The organism is Atribacter laminatus (assembly GCF_015775515.1).
Lineage (GTDB): Bacteria > Atribacterota > Atribacteria > Atribacterales > Atribacteraceae > Atribacter > Atribacter laminatus.
On record NZ_CP065383.1, the window covers coordinates 1,374,913 to 1,395,012 of the forward strand.

Annotated in this window: 16 protein-coding genes and 1 riboswitch; of the genes, 9 read left to right on the forward strand and 7 right to left on the reverse strand. The window is 37.4% G+C overall.

What is annotated here, in order from left to right; genetic code table 11:
- Nucleotides 1-23: 23 nt before the first annotated feature.
- A complete protein-coding gene (ltaE, locus tag RT761_RS06315; protein WP_218113225.1) occupies nt 24-1,082 on the forward strand; it encodes a low-specificity L-threonine aldolase in 1,059 nt (352 codons plus the stop codon).
- A 288-nt stretch (nt 1,083-1,370) separates the two neighbouring features.
- Here the strand turns inward: ltaE and RT761_RS06320 are convergent, their stop codons facing one another.
- Nucleotides 1,371-1,736, reverse strand: coding sequence for a hypothetical protein (locus tag RT761_RS06320; RefSeq protein WP_218113226.1), 366 nt, complete (start codon nt 1,734-1,736; stop codon nt 1,371-1,373).
- 200 nt (nt 1,737-1,936) lie between these two features.
- Between RT761_RS06320 and RT761_RS06325 the strand changes: the two genes are divergently transcribed.
- Both RT761_RS06325 and RT761_RS06330 read left to right on the forward strand, forming a co-directional pair.
- On the forward strand, nt 1,937-2,719 hold the full coding sequence (locus RT761_RS06325; RefSeq protein WP_218113227.1) for a PsbP-related protein: 783 nt from the start codon (nt 1,937-1,939) through the stop codon (nt 2,717-2,719).
- A 91-nt stretch (nt 2,720-2,810) separates the two neighbouring features.
- On the forward strand, nt 2,811-4,064 hold the full coding sequence (locus RT761_RS06330) for a Kelch repeat-containing protein (RefSeq protein ID WP_218113228.1): 1,254 nt from the start codon (nt 2,811-2,813) through the stop codon (nt 4,062-4,064).
- Between the two features lie 92 nt (nt 4,065-4,156).
- On the opposite strand, the gene RT761_RS06335 is transcribed toward RT761_RS06330, so the two are convergent.
- Nucleotides 4,157-5,368, reverse strand: a complete 1,212-nt coding sequence (locus RT761_RS06335; RefSeq protein WP_218113229.1) for an L-lactate MFS transporter — start codon at nt 5,366-5,368, stop codon at nt 4,157-4,159.
- A 475-nt stretch (nt 5,369-5,843) separates the two neighbouring features.
- Between RT761_RS06335 and RT761_RS06340 the strand changes: the two genes are divergently transcribed.
- The 5 genes from RT761_RS06340 to RT761_RS06360 all read left to right on the forward strand — a co-directional run bounded on the left by RT761_RS06340 (nt 5,844) and on the right by RT761_RS06360 (nt 13,049).
- A complete protein-coding gene (locus RT761_RS06340) occupies nt 5,844-7,127 on the forward strand; it encodes a hypothetical protein (RefSeq protein WP_218113230.1) in 1,284 nt (427 codons plus the stop codon).
- 1,393 nt (nt 7,128-8,520) lie between these two features.
- Entirely contained in the window at nt 8,521-10,146 is a 1,626-nt protein-coding gene (locus RT761_RS06345) for an ABC transporter substrate-binding protein (protein ID WP_218113231.1), read from the forward strand.
- 97 nt (nt 10,147-10,243) lie between these two features.
- Nucleotides 10,244-11,119, forward strand: a complete 876-nt coding sequence (locus RT761_RS06350; protein WP_218113232.1) for a carbohydrate ABC transporter permease — start codon at nt 10,244-10,246, stop codon at nt 11,117-11,119.
- An 18-nt stretch (nt 11,120-11,137) separates the two neighbouring features.
- Nucleotides 11,138-11,989 (forward strand): carbohydrate ABC transporter permease, encoded by an 852-nt coding sequence (locus RT761_RS06355; RefSeq protein ID WP_218113233.1) that lies wholly within the window; start codon nt 11,138-11,140, stop codon nt 11,987-11,989.
- Between the two features lie 55 nt (nt 11,990-12,044).
- A riboswitch (NiCo riboswitch) is annotated at nt 12,045-12,133 on the forward strand.
- A 43-nt stretch (nt 12,134-12,176) separates the two neighbouring features.
- A complete protein-coding gene (locus RT761_RS06360; protein WP_218113234.1) occupies nt 12,177-13,049 on the forward strand; it encodes a cation diffusion facilitator family transporter in 873 nt (290 codons plus the stop codon).
- Nucleotides 13,050-13,109: 60 nt separating this feature from the next.
- Here the strand turns inward: RT761_RS06360 and lepB are convergent, their stop codons facing one another.
- The 4 genes from lepB to RT761_RS06380 all read right to left on the reverse strand — a co-directional run bounded on the left by lepB (nt 13,110) and on the right by RT761_RS06380 (nt 16,975).
- The gene (gene lepB / locus RT761_RS06365; RefSeq protein ID WP_218113235.1) at nt 13,110-13,691 is read right to left on the reverse strand and encodes a signal peptidase I; all 582 of its coding nucleotides are present in this window, start codon (nt 13,689-13,691) and stop codon (nt 13,110-13,112) included.
- 176 nt (nt 13,692-13,867) lie between these two features.
- Complete coding sequence (locus tag RT761_RS06370) at nt 13,868-14,515, reverse strand: LexA family protein (protein WP_218113236.1); 648 nt, start codon at nt 14,513-14,515, stop codon at nt 13,868-13,870.
- 107 nt (nt 14,516-14,622) lie between these two features.
- The gene (locus RT761_RS06375; protein WP_218113237.1) at nt 14,623-16,011 is read right to left on the reverse strand and encodes a phosphomannomutase/phosphoglucomutase; all 1,389 of its coding nucleotides are present in this window, start codon (nt 16,009-16,011) and stop codon (nt 14,623-14,625) included.
- Nucleotides 15,989-16,975 (reverse strand): NAD-dependent epimerase/dehydratase family protein, encoded by a 987-nt coding sequence (locus RT761_RS06380; protein ID WP_218113238.1) that lies wholly within the window; start codon nt 16,973-16,975, stop codon nt 15,989-15,991. The genes RT761_RS06375 and RT761_RS06380 overlap by 23 nt, the downstream gene beginning before the upstream one ends.
- A gap of 349 nt (nt 16,976-17,324) precedes the next feature.
- On the opposite strand from RT761_RS06380, the gene RT761_RS06385 reads away from it, so the two are divergent.
- The gene (locus RT761_RS06385) at nt 17,325-18,269 is read left to right on the forward strand and encodes a class II fructose-bisphosphate aldolase (protein WP_218113239.1); all 945 of its coding nucleotides are present in this window, start codon (nt 17,325-17,327) and stop codon (nt 18,267-18,269) included.
- Nucleotides 18,270-18,395: 126 nt separating this feature from the next.
- Here RT761_RS06385 and RT761_RS06390 read toward each other — a convergent pair whose 3' ends face one another.
- Nucleotides 18,396-19,871, reverse strand: a complete 1,476-nt coding sequence (locus RT761_RS06390) for a S1C family serine protease (RefSeq protein WP_218113240.1) — start codon at nt 19,869-19,871, stop codon at nt 18,396-18,398.
- Nucleotides 19,872-20,100 lie beyond the last annotated feature (229 nt).

Sequence of the window (20,100 nt, forward strand, 5' to 3'; positions counted from 1 at the left end):
AAAATAGGAGGATGTGACAAAAGTTGTTAACTTTAAACCATTACCATAATCAATGGATAGATTTAAGAAGCGATACTGTAACTCATCCAACTGAAGAAATGCTAGATGCCATGGTTAAAGCCGACGTTGGTGACGATGTTTATCAAGATGACCCTACTACTTTGCAGTTAGAAGAATTAGCCGCAAAAATGGTTGAGAAAGAAGCTGCATTATTTGTTCCTTCAGGGACTTTTGGAAATCAATTGGCTCTGATTTCCCACACCGAAAGAGGAGATGAAGTACTTATACCCGAAAGTAATCATATAGTCATGCACGAGGTTGGAGCATCAGCGGTAATCGCTGGAGTTCAATTACGGTGTATCCCTGATGTAAATGGCTGTATCACCATTAAAGATCTGCAGTACCGTTTTCGTGATGGGGATATCCATAATCCACGAACTGGTTTAATATGCCTTGAAAATGCCCATTCTTCAGGGAAGGTGATACCTCTTGCCGATATGCAAGAAATTTTTAATTATAGTAGATCATTAGGTATACCAATTCATCTCGATGGAGCTCGTATATTTAACGCAGCATTTGCCCTAAAGGTTGACGCGACTGATATAAGCCAATACTGTGATTCGGTAATGTTTTGCCTTTCCAAGGGTTTGTGTGCACCAATTGGATCAATTTTAGCGGGAAGCAAATCCTATATTGATCGGGCTCGGAAAAACCGTAAGTTGATGGGCGGGGGACTTCGTCAAAGTGGGTATTTAGCCGCTGCAGGATTAATATCATTAAAAAAAATGGTTCAAAGGCTTCCTCTTGATCATGAAAACGCTCAGTATTTAGCGAAACGACTCAGGGAAATCCCTGAGTTGGAAATTTTTGACGACCGGCTTGACATAAACATGGTTTTTTTCCGAATTAAAAAGAAAAATTTTGATTCAGATGCCCTCGTTCATTATTTGAGTAAAAAAAATATTAAAATCAATCTTCCCATGGCAGAAGAGTTTCGCTTGGTTACTCATTATTGGATCGATAAAAGGAAAATTGATTGGGTAATCATGATAATAAAAGAGTATATGCAAAAAGCACTTTGAAGGTTTTTATATATAGATGATAGAGTTTTTATGAATGAGGTGATTGCATATTTCTAGCGGAAATAAAATAAAAAAATGGGCCCTAACAAACCGTACGCATTCCTTGTCTGTTCAAATAGCCAGACATTTAGCCATAATAATTGCTCACCAACTACGGAGCTTTTTTAGAGAGACACACTCTCGTTTAAAGGCTTATTCGCATACCAGTTCCTCAGAGCCCACAATTCAATTTTAAATTGAATTCATTTAAAAGTCAATTGAACTAAATTTATTTCTCATTTAGTTCAATTAATCGATTTTAATGGTGATAGTTTTGTCGCCGAACTTATTGCAAAGAGCGTAAACTTCAATTGTGTCTCCTGACTTAGCGTCTATAAGAAGATATTGAGCATCCTGAATACCTGAGGATGTTTGAGTAAGGAAATATTGAAGGACCATGTCTTTTCCGTTGAGTTTTACTTTAATTTCTTCAATATAGTGATCACCAGTTGGATTGGGAACATTATGGAGAGCTTGAATGGTTAAGATCTTAGTATCTTGGTCAAAAGTTGCATTAATTGTTGAAGGTGGATGGGCAAAAGCAACCCCACTAAAAAGAATAAAACCAATTATGACATTGATAATCATACTTTTTTTGGTCGAAAATTTTAACATTTGTAAAACCTCCTATGGAATTGAATTAGCATAATACAAGTAAACCACTCTTCTGTGGAAATATTTCTTAACTGGAATAAAAAAATAAGGGACAAACTAAAACCTAATATTGTTTTATAGAATTTCGGAAATTATAATTATATAAAGTAATAATTTTTAAAGGGAAGAAAAATTGGATTTGGCAAAAAGGAGGGTTTATTATGTTTAAAAAAGTTGTTTTTATTTTAATGGTGATATTTATTTTTAGTTTCTCGTATAATGTTTATGGACAAAATTTTGTTCCTTATCAAAATCCACAGAAGGGTTTTTCTATTCAAGTTCCGGCTGGTTGGCAACAGAGTGCACAAAATTTTTATGGCCAAGAAGTGATATATTTTATTTCACCAATGGAGTCACAACAAGATTACTTTCAAGAGAATATATCAATAATGATTTTTCCCCTGCAAAGCCAGATGGATCTTGAAACTCTTGCCAATATGTATACTCAACAATCCCAATACCAGATTCCAAATCTTCAAGCTGTTCAGTCACAAAACATTACCATAGGAAATGTTCCAGCGAAGTATGCCCTTTATACCGGTTCAATGCAACAAATGAACATGGCGTTTTTAGTTGTCTATATTATCAATCAAAATCAAGCTTATATACTTCAATGCACTTCCGATGCTAATAAATATCAGCAGTATCAAGCTGTATTTAGTCAAGTGTTAGGTTCATTTAGTTTCATGGCAGTTCAACCAACACCCTTTCAACAGCAACAACCCTTTCAACAACAACAGCCCTTCCCACAACAGGAACCCCTTCAACAGCAACAACCTTTTCAACAGCAACAACAGCCCTTTCAACAGCAACAGCCATTAGTACCAGAACAGCAACTTCCATTTATTCCTGAACAAACACCACAAACCAACCTCCCCCAGTTTGACCAACCAAGCATTCAACAAACACCGCCAACTCAAGATGCCTTACCACAATTTGATTAAAAGAGCCGCCATTAACGAATTTTAAAAAAATGTAAAGGATTAGATAAAAAAGCTTATTACAAGACCACAGGTTTCGGGAGGGTCGATTTAGATGAAAATGAAATTGTGGTTATTACTGTTATTGGTTTTTTCCTTTACAATTTTTTCTTTTTATGCGCACGCTTCGGAAAAATGGGTTCAAATAGGAACTATCCCCCTTAACGGGAGAGTAAATTTCAAGGCTGTTGAGTTAAATGAAAAAGTTTATCTTCTTGGTGGTGCATCTTTTGAGAAGGGCATTACTAATTTAGTTGATGTATATGATCCCAAAAGCAATTCTTGGATGCTCGTGAATCCTATGAAGGAAAAGAAAACCAATTTTGCTGCTTCAGTCTATCAGGGGAAAATATATGTCATCGGAGGATACCGAGAAGATGGTCGGTTTTTTATGAACACTGTTGAAATTTATGATCCTAAAAATAATACCTGGAGCAAAGGGAAACCGCTCCCTTCCCGAAGAGGCTGGATGGAGAGTGCCGTATCCAACGATAAAATTTATGTGATTGGTGGCCGGACGGTTAATTTTCACAATACCAATGCTGTTGAAATTTATGATCCAATACAGGATGAATGGTCATTGGGCCCAACCATGAAGGAGAGTTTATACAATTTTGGAATTGCCTCATTTGAAGATAAAATTTATGTATTCGGTGGAGTTGACGAGAGTGGAAAAATTCTTGATACCCTTTACATATTGAACACCAGAATTAATTCTTGGAGTAAAGGGACTCATTTGCCCACACCAAGAGAAAATTGCCAAGCTCTTCTTGTTGGAGAAAAGATTTATTTAATTGGCGGATATAATGATGGTGTAGGTCATTTAGCTTCGGTTGACGTTTATGATATTGTGAGTGAGACTTGGGATTCACTTCCTCCAATGAATACTCCTCGCTGGGGTTTTGGAGCGGCTACGGTTGGTGGTACAATTTTTGTTTTTGGAGGTGGAAAGGATTTTGGTCAGAGATCGGCATTTGTTAAAACTTATGAAAAGTTATTGGTTGAAGAAATAATATCTTCTGAAATAGATGATTTTTCGCCAATCTCAATAGAAATTGTTGCACCCCTTTCTGGTACAGTCGTTTCTTCATCTGAAATAATTTTGGTTGCTGATCTAAAAGGGAATCTTGAAAGAGTTTATTTAAATGGGAAGAGAGTTTTAAAGCAAGACATAAGATGGCTTGCCGATGGGATTTATCAACTCCGTGTGGAATTAAGATTAAATAAAGGGAAAAACACCATATCAATCGAAGCTTATGATCCAGAAGAAAATAGCGCCCGACAAGATATTGAAATCATCCGGAAGTAACTGGAAACAGAAAAATTAGTTCATTCAGGATAGTTAAATTTGAATAAAATTTTATGCTTATTAAGTGAGGTGATTTCCAATGAAATCTTATTTTAATTGGATCGTCTCGCTTCTGGTTTGTTGATAAAAAAAGTTAATATTGAACCAGCTAAGCAAAATAAAGCAGAAACTGTATAACTGGTTTGATAAGTTCCAGTTATATCTCGAACCGCTCCACCCAATAAAGGTCCAAGAAATCCTCCTACTCCCCAGGCAGTCATGATAAATCCATAATTTACCCCTAAATTTTTTAAGCCAAAAAGCTGGGAAGTAATTACTGGAAATATGGTGAGCATTCCGCCAAAGGTAAATCCAACCAGGCCTTTCCCGATGAGGAGAGTATGCGGTGCAGTCATGGTATGAAATATTAAATAAATTATAACTTGAATTAAAAAAATGAGTAACAAAGCTTTTTTTTCTCCTATAACGTCAGAGATTGATCCCCAAGATATGCGTCCAAGAAAATTAAATACCGCATAAACCATAACTAAAATAGCTCCATTTTCGATTCCTGCTTGTTCTTGACCAATTTTTGCCATTTGTCCGATTATGAGCAATCCAGAAAAGGTTCCAAAGAAAAATAAAACCCATAGAAGATAGAACTGTGATGTTTTTAGCATTGTTGGGAAAGTAAAATCAATTTCCCTGGGATAGTTTTTCTGAGGCTTTTTTGATTTAAGCTGTATCGGAAGATATCCTGAAGGTGGATTTTGAATAATAAAAGACAAGAAAAATATTGTAAGGAAAAAGAGGATACCTAGGGTTAAAAAGGTTGTAGGTAAACCAGTTTGATGAATTAGAAATCGAGTAAGTGGAGCAATATAGAAAGGGGCTAAACCAAATCCACTGACTACGATTCCAGAAATAAAACCACGATTAATAACGTGAAACCACTTTACTGCTGCGGGAGTCGGTGCTGAATATCCAAATCCCATAGCAAGTCCAAAGATTATTCCAAAAAAGATTGTTAAACCAATAACAGTAACAGTTGTTGATGATAGGATAAAACCGAGTCCAGCAAGAATAGATGCAATGAGCAATGCTATCCGAGGACCGACTGAATCTTGTAATCTTCCCCCTGGAATCATCGAAAGTGCAAAAACAACCGAGGCTACCATATAAGGGATTTGAGTTTGAGTTGCTGTCCACTGATAGTCGTCGATTAAAGCGGCTGAAATAACTCCCCAAGAATAAAGAACACCTAAGGACAAATTAACTCCAAAGCCAGCCCAGACAGTTTTCCAGGCTTTGCTCAAATAAATCATAACTGCCTCCATACTAACCGACTTTTAATTTTATTTAACCGGGAGTTTTACAATAGCAAAGCTATTACAAAAAGTCTATACTGAGAATCCGTGCACGATCTTGATAAATCAAGCCCCTACAAAGGTGACAAGAAAATCTTTCTAAATAATATTATTTCAAACAAATTGCTTTTATATCAGTTTCTTATTTTTGATAAATGAAAAATGTGGGGATTCAATTTATTCCTTTTTTTAAATTCCCCAATCTAAATGTAGAGATTTTTTTTGAGTTAGTGTTTAAACTTCATTTGGTGTTCCAACCTGGTATGAAGGACTATTCTGTAAATATTCTGAAAAAAAGAACGAAGGACCTCATAAATTGATAGAATTTGTTATGATAATAATATAGAGAATTTTTAAGATAATTGGCAATTATTGTAAATTACAATGAACCCTATTAAAAGTAATGTAAAAAATCCGAAAAGGAGGAAAACCAGTGTCTGATCAAACTGCCTTTGGATTAACCACGCTGGCTGGTTCAATCGTAAATATTGAATTGCCAAAGAATGATCGACAAATTTTAAGAAAACTGGCAAAAAAGGTATTTGAATTAGCAAATAGGCCTATTGAAGACCAGAAAAGGGATCTATGGTACCGGATAAATTCTTTACAACCAACTCGACCAGTCGTATTTTGCGATCCTGAGAACGGGTGGAATGAGATTGTGCTTGAAGAGAGATTGCAAAGCGAGTCGGAACTTGGTCGTTGTTGGGAGATGATACTCCGGAAGGAAATATTTTGGGGAGAGGAAATGGGTGACGATCGAGTCGTGGAAGCAATTTTCTCCATTCCTTATGTTTACTTGGAAAGTGATTGGGGAATGCACGAAGTGAAAATTGGTGGTACAGATGGTGGCTCTTACCGCTGGGATGCACCTCTGAAAAATTATAAAGATTTGGATAAGCTTCATTTCCCAGAGATTGTCGTCGATCACGAGAAAACGGAAAGAATGGTTATTTTAGCCGAAGAAACCTTTGGTGATCTTTTAAAAATAAAGAAGCAAGGACTCTGGTGGTGGTCATTGGGGATGACTTGGACCTTAGTCAATTTACGAGGTTTGGAACAAATCATGATTGATATGTTTGACTACCCCAATGAGCTTCACCAGTTAATGGCATTTTTACGGGACGGTCATTTGGCAAAATTGGATTTTTTAGAAAAAAATCAGTTATTGACTCTCAATAACGATGGAACCTATGTTGGTTCTGGTGGGTTTGGTTATACTCATGAGCTTCCTCAACCCGATTTTAATGGGAAAAGAGTTCGAACCATTGACATATGGGGTTTTGCTGAAAGTCAAGAGACGTGCTATGTTTCACCAGAAATGTTTGCCGAGTTTATATTTCCTTATCAATACCCAATTCTAGAGCGTTTTGGATTGAACTGTTATGGATGTTGTGAACCGATTAATACGAGATGGGATGTAGTGAAAAAATTTCCTCGACTCCGAAGAATATCGGTTTCTCCATGGGCTGATTTGAAAATTATGGCCGATTATTTAGGAGTAGATTATATATATTCGCTTAAACCAACCCCAGCAGACATTGCTGTTCCTCATATTGATGAAGAATATATAAGAATGAAAATTCGTAATGCTTTTCAGATTACAAAAAACTGTCGAGTAGAAATCATCATGAAAGATAATCACACAATTGGAAAAAACCCGGAAAATGTGAAACGATGGTGCCGGATAGCTAAGGAAGAAGCTGAAAGTTTGTAGAAATTTACGCTTCTTTTCAGGATAGACCCTCATGCTGCTTTCGCAGCACCAGATGAGGATGAAAATAGGTATCCAGGAATCGTTTCCCCCTTTAGCAAAAGAGGTTAGGAAGATTTGGATTTTTTCTGCTCCGTCATTGCGAGGAGCGCAGCGACGTGGCAATCTCATTGAGCCATTTTTTTATTCTGAGGAGGGTGGCGTTTTTACCGGACATTATAAGAATCTCATTCATTCCAATTCCACAATTCAACAAATAATAAAAGATGACTCATGAGATTGCCACGACCTCAAAAAACCAGGTATCGCAATGACGACGAGACGTTCCTTCTCCCTTGATGGGAGAAGGCGAGGATGAGGGTGAAAGTCCAGGATGAGATCCTGGTGAGTTGCTCTAAAAAAATTCCATCAAAAAAACGTTCTGGTATTTTCAGAATAGGCTCCTTTAATGAATATAAAATACCTATTCAAATCACAATTATGAGGAATCTAATCGTGCTTTGGTTGGACAACGTGACATCTCATCCACCCACTTCGTCATTTTGAGGAGTGTATTTTACGACGGGAGAAGCTCTCATTTTTTCATTATTCTATATCCTTTCATTTGGATATTCATTAAAAATAAAAAAGAGACTCCCCAAAGTAAAGCGCTAACTCTCCCAATGAGGGAATTATTCTATTTATTCTCTCGTTGGAGGGAAGGATTGAGAAAAACGTACTTTTCTAATAGTTCTTTTTGAGTCTTATTTTCAAAAAGAACTATTTATTGTAGAATAAAAACTTGAGCGGTTTTGCTCACCCCGTATAATCACCGCATCTTTTAGTTCTTAAAATTAAATTTAATAATACCCGAGAGCATAAAATCATTGAGATATAAAATGGTATCAATCTAAAACTAATTACACATTATATCTAAAATAGAAAATATAATATGATAAAAAAATTTGTATGTTATAATAATTCGTAATAAAAAAGAAATGGGGAGATAAATTTAGGAATAATAAAACAAACACTGAAAAAATACTTAAAAAATATATTATAAGGATAATAAATTAAGATAATTAAAAGTTTTCATAATTTGAGTTGAAGATGTATTTGAGTGTATTTTCAAAACAACAAACAATTGTCAAATGTGATTAAAATTTCAAATGAGGTTGGGATTAAAGTTATAATTAAGACAGATAAGGGAGTCAAAAAACTTCATAAAAATTTTGGTTAATAATGAAAAATAACTTATTTTAAATCTCCTAGATAATCACAATTATTCAAAAACCAATGTTTTATATCTTTTTTAAATTTTTATTGAAGAACATACCAGAAGGAGGTGAAAAGTTTTCTTAAAAAAGCCACATTTTAACCCAAGAAAGGTAAAAATTTAAAAAAGGAGGAATGAATTGTGAGGAAAAAAGGAACAAAAATTTTATTAGGAGTATTGGTTTTACTCGTTGTTTCAGCCTTAATAACATTTGCTTTTGCTCAGGATATGGATCAATTGGAAAAAGATACTGCCGATGCGGCGTTTGAAGCATCTGATAAGGGACAGCCTGATCCCTCCTGGCAAGGAAAGAAATTCACAGTTGCAGTTTTAGCATCAGGCCCCCACGGAGCTATTTCTGGTCCTCTCTACTTTTGGCGTCCTTACTGGGAACAATTAACCGGTGCGACCTATGATATCGCCGAAATTCCTTTTGGTGAATTACAAGCAAAAATCTTTACTGATTTAGCAACAGAAACTGGGAATTATGATGTTATAGTTGGCCCGAGCTTTTTCTATGGTGATTATATTGCCAATGATTGGATTATACCCATAGATAAATATTTTGATGACCCCAGAATGCCCAAGTGGGATCGGGATGGAATTGCCGCACCGATTCGTAAACTTCATCAATGGGGCGGAAAATGGTATGGATTTAATAACGACCACGATGGAATGGTCATTTATTTCAGGAAAGATCTCTTCAATGATCCAAAGTGGCAAGAAGAATTTAAAAATGAATTTAATTATGATTTACCCACCCGCCCGGATAGTTGGCAGGAAATTCTTGACTTGGCAAAGTTCTTCAACGGGAAAGATTGGAATGGGGATGGAAAGGAAGACTTTGGAATCAGCATGCATCTCAAAGTTGGCGAGCAGGGTTTCTTTAACTATATTGCCTTAGCAGGTGGTTTTGTTGTCATGCCGGCACCAGGTGACGATTCAGCTAAGGTAACTCGTTATTACAATCAATTCTGGTTTGACCCTGAAACTATGAAACCTCTCATTAATACCCCTGGACATGTAAGAGCTATGGAAATGTTGGTTGAACTCTGCAAGTATGGTCCAGCTGCCATGGTTGGTTGGGGATTAGGAGAAGCCTGGGATTTATTCCTTAGAGGCGATTGCGCGATGGTCTTTACCTTTGGTGATATTGGAACATCCTCTCAGGATACTAGGATTTCAGTCATCAAGGGAAAACTTGGTGTAGTTCCTATTCCCGGTAGCAGCGAAGTTTATAATCTCGAGACCAATGAATGGGTGGAACTGGATGAACCGAATTTGGTTGCGAATGAATCAGGTGCTTCTTGGCATGGAGTTATCACTAAATATGCAGAAGAACCGGATATGATCGCTCATTTCTTATCCTGGCAAGCAACACCAGAGATTAACCACTGGAACGTTGCTTGGGGTTGGACTGGAGTCGATCCCGGAACAGTCTATGACTTCTTAGAACCTGTTGGTCAAGCCAAAATCGAAGACTACACTACTACTGGTTATAATGAAGATGACGTTCGAGAATTTCTGGATGCATACAATACCATGTGGTTTGGATACCCACATAGCATTCCTTATTTGAGAATTGCCGGAGCGGCCGATTACATCGAAAGTTTGGATATTCATATGTCTGAAGCTTTAACCGGTCAGGCGACACCTCAAGGAGCTCTTGATCGTACCGCCCAAGATTGGGAAAATATTACCGAAGAATTAGGCAGAGAAGAACAGAAAGCCTTATATTGGGATGCAATAGGTTATTCTGGAGAATAATTTTTCGGTGTTGATTAGCAGAAGTTAATGGATCTGGAGGGGCTGGTTGACATGGGAACCAAGCCCCTCTATTTTGAAGGAGGAGGTTGCATTGGGTGTGAAAAAAAAGAAGACACCTCTTAAAGAGCAGGGAAAGAAATGGTTTATTGCCCCCGCCATAACCTGGCTCATGCTGTTTACTTTAGCTCCCCTCATCTATACTGTTTATTTAAGTTTTCACGGATCCCGTTTTTTACAGGTTACCCGTTTTGTTGGATTAAAGAATTTTATTAATGTACTTACTGATTATCGGTTTTGGGGGGCATTTCGGGTCACTATCATCTTTGTTTTAGGTGGTTTGGTGCTTAGCGTGGGATTGGGTCTTTTATTTGCATTATTGTTTAACCGTCAAATAAGAGGGGTTCAAGTATTTAGAACATTGTCAACAATGCCTTTGTTCACTGCACCTGTTGCTTTGGGTTATATTTTTATGATCATATTTTATGAAAATGGAGGCCCAATTAACAATTTTCTTACTATGGTTATTTCAAAACAAGTGCCGTGGTTATCCAATCCTAGTTGGGCGGTATTTTCGGTACTTATTGCCGATACCTGGCAGTGGACACCTTTTGCCTTTTTGGTTTTATTAGCTAGTCTTCAAGCAGTTCCAAAAGACCTTTATGAAGCAGCCAGTCTTGATTCTGCTTCAAGCTGGGATATTTTTAAGCATATCACCTTTCCTCTTATTTCCCCCGTTTTAGGGACCGTTATAATTCTCCGCATTGTCGAAGCCTTTAAAGTATTTGACCTTCCCTTCGCACTGACTAATGGAGGTCCAGGTTTGGCAACCAGAACCTTGACTTTTAACGTTTATACCAATGGGTTGAGAGACCAGAATTTGGGAACTGCCAGTGCTACGGCTATCGTACTCTTGGTAATTGTTTTATTGGTGAGTGTATTGTTCTTTAAACGCTATGGGTCTAACTATGAATAAGGCCATGAGGTGTTAAAAATGAGAAAACGTAGAGGCAAAATCATAGTAAACATAATTCTTTGGATTATTGTGGCCATTGTCGCTGTTTGGATGCTTTTCCCTTTTTATTGGGCAGTGATAACTTCAATAAAAAAGCCCGCTGATGTATTTCGGTTATCTTTCATCCCGGGTGTTCAATTCGATCCCACTTTAGACAACTGGAAGTCGGAGTTCCAATTGCGAGGTAAAGAAATTACTCGTGCTATGGGGAATTCACTGGCAATCGGCATTGGTGCTGCTTTTATTGCTTTGGGGGTTGGTACCTTAGCCGGATATGGATTAGCCCGTTTCCGTTATCGTGGCTGGTCGAATAAAAGCATTTCAATGTGGATATTATCACAGCGTTTTCTTCCTCCAGCTGCAACTGTTATTCCCTTCTTCTTGATTTTTAAAAATTTAGGTTTGATAGATAATGTAGTTGCTTTGATTCTTGTAAATGCAACCTTCACTATTCCTTTTGCCGTTCTTATCTTACGTGATGCTTTTAAAGAACTCCCAGAAGAAATTGAAGAATCAGCTTTGGTTGATGGTTGTTCTCGGTTTCAAGCCTTTTTTCGAATGGCATTACCATTGGCCGCACCTGCTTTGGTATCAGCTGGTATAATTTGTTTTTCTTTTGCTTGGAACGAGTTTTTATTCGCTTTCATAATGACTTATGCAAAGGCTTCCCCGATGACGGTTATTATCGCTGGCACTCAAGATACTCAAGGGATTCAGTTTTGGTATGTAGCTACTCGAATGCTGTTAGCAATTGTTCCTCCAGCAGTTCTTGCTTTGACAGTTCAGAAATATATTGTTAGAGGTTTGACCTTTGGTGCAGTTAAAGGTTAAATAGATCGTTTTCTTTAAGCTATGAGTTGAATACGAAAACTATTTTATTTATAATAAAATAAATTTGGAGCAGGCGATTGATCTGGATTGATCAGGTTAATGGGGCTGGGCAAAAAGCAACAGGTAAAAACCTGTGGGACCATTATTGGTCTTACAGGTTTTTTTGTTTAATTTTGGAGGGTTGTTGATGACTGAACGAACCCGTTATTTTACAATTCGAAATGTATTGCTGGGAATTTTACTCCTGAATTGGGGAGTAGCCTTGACGAAGTTATTATACGGGAGGTTTATTGGTTCAGCGAGTATGGTTGCCGATGGATTTCATTCTCTTTCCGATGGAGCTTCGAATATTATTGGATTGATAGCGATTTCTATCTCAGTTCGACCTGCCGATGTTAACCATCCTTATGGGCATAAAAAGTTTGAGAGCTTTGCTTCAATTGCCATTGCCCTGCTCCTTTTTATTGTGAGTATCGATATTTTACGAGGAGCAATTGACCGTTTAAGTAAACCGGTTATTCCAGAAGTAGCTCCTACAAGCTTTATTGTTATGGCAATTGTTTTATTTGTTAATATAGTCGTGGTGAGTTTTGAAACTCGAATAGGTCGGCGTCTTCATAGCGATATTCTTACCAGTGATGCCCTTCATACTCTGAGCGACATTTTTGTTTCTATTTCGGTTGTTGTCACATTGATTGCAGTTCGATTGGGAGTAACCTGGTTAGATGTGGTCGCGGCTATGGTTATTGCTGGTTTAATTTTAAAGTCTGGGATTGAGATTCTTTTAAGAAGCTCTGATGTTTTATGCGACCGTGTCATTGTTGATCCTGCAGTAATTACCGATATTGTTCTTTCTATTTCTGAGGTCAAAGGTTGCCATAAAATAAGAACTCGAGGCCGAAAAGATGATATCCATATCGATCTTCATCTATTGGTTGCTGACCATATGGATGTTCAAAATGCCCATGAAATTGCGAATCAAGTCGAAGATGCTTTAAAAAAGAATATACCCGGGGTTACGGATGTTGTAGTTCACATAGAACCGGTTACCGAAGTTTAAAAAAATGAAATTTAAAACTTCGCTTTGGGCTTATGAGTAAATCCAAAGCGAAGTGAGTCTTTACTTCAATATAGTAATATGAGTCAGAGGCCAGTAGATGAGAAATGCCCGCCCCAAGACATTCTTTCGAGGGACGTACCCCCAAAAACGACTATCATCGCTATTTATGCTGTTATCACCGAGAACGAAGTAAGAGTCTTCTGGAACGGTTTTTTCTCCTTCTCCATAAAATCCATAGTCATAATAAGTACGACCATACTTATCTCCCTGAAGAGGTTCACCATTTACGTAGATCATCCCATTCGAAATTTTGATCTTTTCACCGGGAAGTCCAATGACTCTTTTTATTAAATTTTTTCGGTCATCTATTGGATATCGAAAAACAATAATGTCTCCCCTCTGTGGGTCAGTGACTCGGTAGTAAAACTTAGCTACCAGTACCCGTTCTCCTGGGACTAAGGTGGGCTCCATTGAGCTTGAAGGAATATAAAAACTTTGAACAACGAAATGAATGATTAATAAAGCAATTACCAAAGACCAAACAATGGTTTCGATGGCTTCCCGTAGGGGACTTTTCTTTTTTGTTTCTTTTGGTGGATGAGTGTTATTATCAACCTTTGAAGGAGATTTTTCTTTTTTCATTCTGCACCTCTTCATTTGTGGAAGTAATCAAATCTCTTATTTCCTTAAGGATTCTATTCACTCCTTATCAAGTTACCATATAAAATGTTCCAGATAAAATGGCCTATAGGAAAGAACAAAAAGGGAATAAATGTCAATTTCTCTAGGTATCATTATCCCTTATTTTCTCAATGGTATCAATGATAACCAACATGCATAATAACTTTTCCAACGATGCGTGCAGGTTTATCAATCAGGATTATGGGGTCATATTTGGGGTTTGCGGACTTCAGGATGACTGCCTGATCTTGAAAAATAACTTCTTTGATACATAAACCGAGGTCTTCAAGCTCAATGATAGCAATATCTCCAGAAATAGTTTGAAGGTCGGGAGAGAAAATCACCAAATCGTTTTCGGTAATTCCTTTGCCGGTCATTGAATCTCCTTTGGCGCGGACAATGAATAAACGAATCTTATCCTGGTATGAATTTCCGGTTTTCATTTGGATAAGTGATTTTTTAAAGACCTCATAGCCAACAGTATAGGCATCAAAATCGTTTTCGGCAATTCCACAAGGAATTTTTGAGGAAAGGATAGGGATAGCAATATCATCATCATCTAAAGAAAAAACGTCACGATTGACAATGCCTGTAATAAGGAGTAACTCCCAATCAGGAATTTTCAGTGTTTTCCCGATTTTTTGCAAAGTAGTGATATCTGGTTCTCTTTCGCCTTTGAGCCATCGACAAATGGCTGCTTGGGAAACGCCGGAAGCGTGAGCCAGTTGGACTTGATTCCAATTTTTTTCTTTCATTTTTTCTTGAAGCCAATCTTTGAATGCCATAGCGTCATTATATGACAGTAGTAAAATATTATCAAGCTATTATTCCACAAGAAAATTGATAAGCATTACGATGATGATTAGATAATTAGTACAATCAATAATCTTGATTATTCATCGTTGCCATTGGATTTCTTTTCATTGTTGTTTTTTAAACGAGATAAGACTTCTTGTTCAACATCGGGGAGAGCATAAAGAAATCGGTGAACGATCTCGAAAAGATTTTCCTTTTGATTGGCTTCAAAACGAAGAGTAAACATCGGTTCGGTTACTGATTTTCTAACCAATCCCCATCCTTCTAACCAATCTATCCGAATACCATCAATCGTAGTAACATTTTTTTCCTTGGAATGAGATTTTTCGAGTATACTCATTAAATTGGGATGGGAACGGGTTTGTATGCGAATATCAGGAGTAACGTGTGGAGAAGGATAGGTTTCGATGATTTTAGAAAGTGGTAAATTTTGTGATGAAAGATAACCAAGAAAAACCATAGCAGCAAAAAGCCCATCATCACGGTGAATTTCGCGAAAAAAGTAATGTCCACTAATTTCGCCAGCCATAATTGCATCTTCTCGGATCAGACGGGTTTTTATGTAGGTATGTCCGGACCTTTCGACCAAGGGAATGCCACCTAAACGCTGAACCTCATCAGCAACAATTCGAGAGCTCTTTATATCATAAACAAATTTTTGACCAGGAGAATTATGGGAAAAGAGATGGCGAATGAAAAAAATCATTCCATGTTCAGGGAGAATGACTTGACCTCTTTCATCGGCAAAGATCACTCGATCACCATCTCCATCAAATGCAATCCCAACATCAGCCTGATGTTGAAGAATTATTTGGCAGAGATCACTTAAATTTTCGGGTTGCGAAGGATTTGGTGAGCGGTTGGGAAAAGTGCCGTCTGGTTCGCAATAAAGAGGAATAACACGGTATCCCAGCGAGGTTAAAAAACCAGGGGCAATACCAGCATAGCTTCCATTTCCACAATCAACCGCGATAGTTAATTTTCTTTTAGGCTGGTTCAAAAAATTTTTTAAAAACCAGAGGTATTCATCTTGGTAATTCTTGATTTGGTCAACTTGTCCATTTTGAGATCGGAAGATTTTTCCCCCAACCCTTTTTTTTACCTCCTTTATATCTTGTGGCGTTATTGGCATTTCATCTAAAAGGATTTTAAAACCATTATAGGCGGCTGGATTGTGAGAAGCGGTTACCATAATACCTCCTCGAAAGTGGAGGTAATCGATAGCAAAATAAAGGAGAGGGGTGGGAACGATTCCTATATCAGTCACCCGGATTCCACTATCTACTAAACCGCGTATTAAGCTTTTTTTTAAGGAGGGAGTACTGATTCTTACATCTCCGCCAACCGCAAAACAACTTCCGGTGGGGACCATTGAACCCGCAGCTCTTCCAATTAAATAAGCAATTTCTTCGTTTATTTCATCAGGATAAATGCCTCGTATATCACAATCTTTGTAAATGCTCATTGGTTTTACCCCAGGATAATTTTTTTTGAAGAATTAAATCATTTAAGGCTTCTCGAACTGCATCTTCAGGGCTATAGCGGGGTGAAAAATTGAGCATTTCCATTGATTTACTCATTGAGACGCAACATCCCTGACGAACGTGATCGGCAGCCATGGTTGGATAACCAAAGTTTTCAGCGTATTCTTCTATGGAAATGTTTCTGTAATGGAATTCAACATCCATGAGCTGGGCAAGATAATGGCCTAATCCATAAAAAGTCATGGCGTGGGTTCCTCCACAATTAAAACATTCGCCAATGGTATAATCCTTTTCTTCGATACATCTTAAAAAGAGAAAAGCAATATCAGCAGGATGAACATGCTGCAAAGTGCTGAAGCCTCCATCAAGGAGATAAACTTCCTTTCCATTCATCATATCTTGTAAGGTTTTAAGATTATTATCCCCAAAGGGAGTAATGAAGGGCTTGCCTGGTCCGGTAATATGAGTTGGATGAATAAGAGTTGCCTGGATATTACCATCGCGGGTATAAGAAAGAAGAATTTTCTCGATATCCACCTTTTTTTGTGCATAGTCATTTTGAGGATTACGAGGTGCTGTTTCAGGGGTTGGTATTATACAAGTTTTTCCGTATATCCAAGTAGTGCCACAGGTTAGAAGATGGACGTCTACTTGGTCAATGGTTTCCGCCATTATTTCTGCACTATTTGGATCAAAACAAATGAGATCGACAATTATTTCAGGTTCAAGGTCCTTGATTCGTTCTTGCCAGTTCCCATTTTTTTCTTCTCGTTCTCGATCAATTTTTATCTGATCTATATTTCTCCAAATTATTGATCCCGGATAGGGTCTAGTTGAACCTCGAGAAAATACCGTAACCTCATAGTTTCTACTGACCAGGAGCGGGACCAAGTAACTTCCAATATGTCCAGTCCCACCAATAACCAGGACTTTTTTAGCCTTCATGTTTCATCCTCCATACATCATTTTTAAATAGATTTAAATTTTCAAAAGCATCTTTCATTATATATCAACCATGGTGACAGGTCGATTTATCCTTTGATTCATTGTCAGAAAAATTATAATTTGTTGAATTGTACAGGAATTGGAATGAAAAAGAAGGGTGAAACTCTTCGGTTTTATTAAGTGCTGTTTTTTTGTGAATCCTTTCCTACTCATTCCCACTTACAGTTTTTATACTCCTCTCAGTGTTTCCATGATAGAATGTTACAATATTAGTTGGTTTAATATCTCATTTTTATAGATTTACAAAAGAACAAGAAAGTCCAAGATTGAAAGGAGCTAAATGAATATTATGGAAAATTGGAAAAAAGTAATGGAAAAAGCTACTCTTAAAAAAGTAATGGAAGCAGCGAGTAATCAGCATCTTGTTATACCGGCTTTTAATATTCCCTATCTTCCCATGATGGAAGCGGTTATTGAAGCTTTAAAAGAAATTGAGTGCTTTGCACTCATTGAGGTAGCCCGACCTGACATCACTCGCTTTGAAGCACGCAGTTTTGCGGCAATAAAAAAGGAATTTGATCGGTGTAAAGATACGTCGGTCGCTCGACTTCATCAAGATCATGTTCCAGTTATTGACGAAGAAGGAAAAGAAGTCGATTGGAAGCTCTTGGTAACCGAAGCAGTCGACCTTGGTTATGATTCGGTGATGATTGATGGATCACGACTGTCTTTGGAAGAAAATATATCAATTTCCAAAGAAGTTGTTGGTATTGCTCATCCTTCAGGAGTGCTAGTCGAAGCTGAGTTGGGAGCAGTTATGGGTCATGAAAGTGGGCCGATGCCTCCCTATGATGAAATATTTGCTTCGGGAAAAGGATTTACTTCACCGGAAGATGCCGCCTATATGGTTCAAAGTACTGGTATTGATTGGTTATCTGTTGCTATTGGGAATATCCATGGAGCGATTACCGGTGTGGCGAAAGACCAAAAAAAGGTTCAAGCCCGATTAAATATTGAACATTTAAAGAAACTGGTTCAGAAAACTGGAATCCCGTTGGTTCTTCATGGTGGATCAGGAGTCCAAAAAGAATATGTTTTACAAGCTATTCAAAACGGAATAACCAAGATTAACGTTGGTACCGAGATTCGTCAAACTTATGAGAAAGCTATGAAAGAAAGTGGTAATAATGTTAATGTTGCACAAAAAGCCTTAAAAGAAAAAACCAAAGAAATCATGAATCAATATTATGAAATGACGCAAACAGCTCGCAAAATTGGAGAAGCTTTATTCTAAAACGGTAAAAGTAGGTAATATTATCCTAATTTTGATCTAATAATCCGGTTTGGGAATTTCACTCAATAATAAATAGAAAAAAGCGCCTTGGTTTTTTTGGAGGCGCTTTTTTCTATTGTTGGTTTTTTACTGTAAATCCAATGAACGATCTTCTCGAATCTTGTAGGTGGCAAGGATTTGAGGATTGGCTTGTTTAACTTTTTCACGATTTAAGACAATCTGTTGATTGGAATTATTTTCCAATATGACAAATGAATTCCCTTCATCGTTTTCAATAGCTTGTTGCAGTTCTTCCATATTAAGAATTTCTTTGCTATTTACTTTTTTTACAATCCATGGAGCATAGTTTTGATACCCGTCATTAACCGATGCTGGTAAAACCCGTAAAAGAATAATGACTTGTTCTTCTTCGACTGTTGGGATGTTATTGGCGAGCAATGCGACCAATTCTTTAGGAGCATTATTAAACCAGTTAGAACCCCATATATTAAACAAGTTAACACTTAAAGGAGAAAAAACTAAGCCACCATAAATGTAATAGGTCGGTAGGGTTTCATATTGCTCATAGGGGATCAACCAATTTTTTTCATAAGAGCTGCTAAGATTTACCGATAGGCTTTGAATTTCGCCGTTGCGTAAAATTTTAAGATTTAAATCATCGCCAATTTGATGTTTTTGAACAATATAGGCTAAATTGGTTCTTTCTTTTGCACGAAATTCCACTGTTCCATCGTTAGCAATAAGTGAATCGTCTATCGAGAGGATAACGTCCTCGGGCTGGATGATACCATCAGCGGACGAACCAGGGATAACTTGATTTACCAAAATCCCGGTTATATTTGCTGGCATGGTGTATTTTTCTCGAATATCAGGGTTTTCCATGTATTGCATATAAACTCCGAGGTTGGGAAAACCATCCAATTTTCCATCTGAAAGGTCTTCAAAAAAATGTTTTATGATCGGTGCTGGAACCATGTATCCAATATTTTGGGAACTGGGAATCCCTTGCATAACTACACCGACAATTTTACCGTCAACAATTACCGGACCACCGCTGTTTCCTGGATTGATAGCTGCATCTATTTGGCCGGCTAAAAGTGCAATAGAGCTATGTACATAAGGTTGGTGTTCAATGCGCGATACAACTCCTTTAGTGATGCTCAGCGTATCGCCCCCCATGGGGAAACCATAAACCAATACTTCTTGGTTGGTAGCCGGAAGGTCCCCAATGGGCAAAGGATCGATATTTTGAAAAAAACTAGGGTCATCAACGGTAATCAAAGCAAGATCACATTGATGGGATATTGCCAATAATCGAGCTGGATATCGTTGCGTGTCGCCATACCGGCGAACCTGGAGAAAGGTAAGATCACTTACAACGTGGGCATTAGTAAGGATACGATTCCCTTCGATAATAGCCCCTGAACCAGTGACCGAAGAAGGTCCCATCATGTTCCAAGGATTTAAGTAATCAGGAGGATCAGATACAGCGTATACTTTTACAATGGTGTCGGATATGTCGGACGCCATTACTGGTAAGGAAAAAAGTAATAACATAAAGACAATTATTAAATTGAACGAATAAATTTTTTTTCTAATCATCGATTTCCATCTCCTTGACAGCTGATTGGTATCATACTAATAGTTAAAATGTATTCATATCATACCTGATATTGTTTATCGTGACCATCAGAAAGAGTTCATTTCAAAAGATCTTTCCTTTAAAATTTAAATTTGATTAGTAAAAGCCTCTTAAAACATGGTCTTTTTTCTCAATCAAAAAATTAAAAATACGTTAAAATTGAAAGAGGTGGGATATTTATTTCTTTTT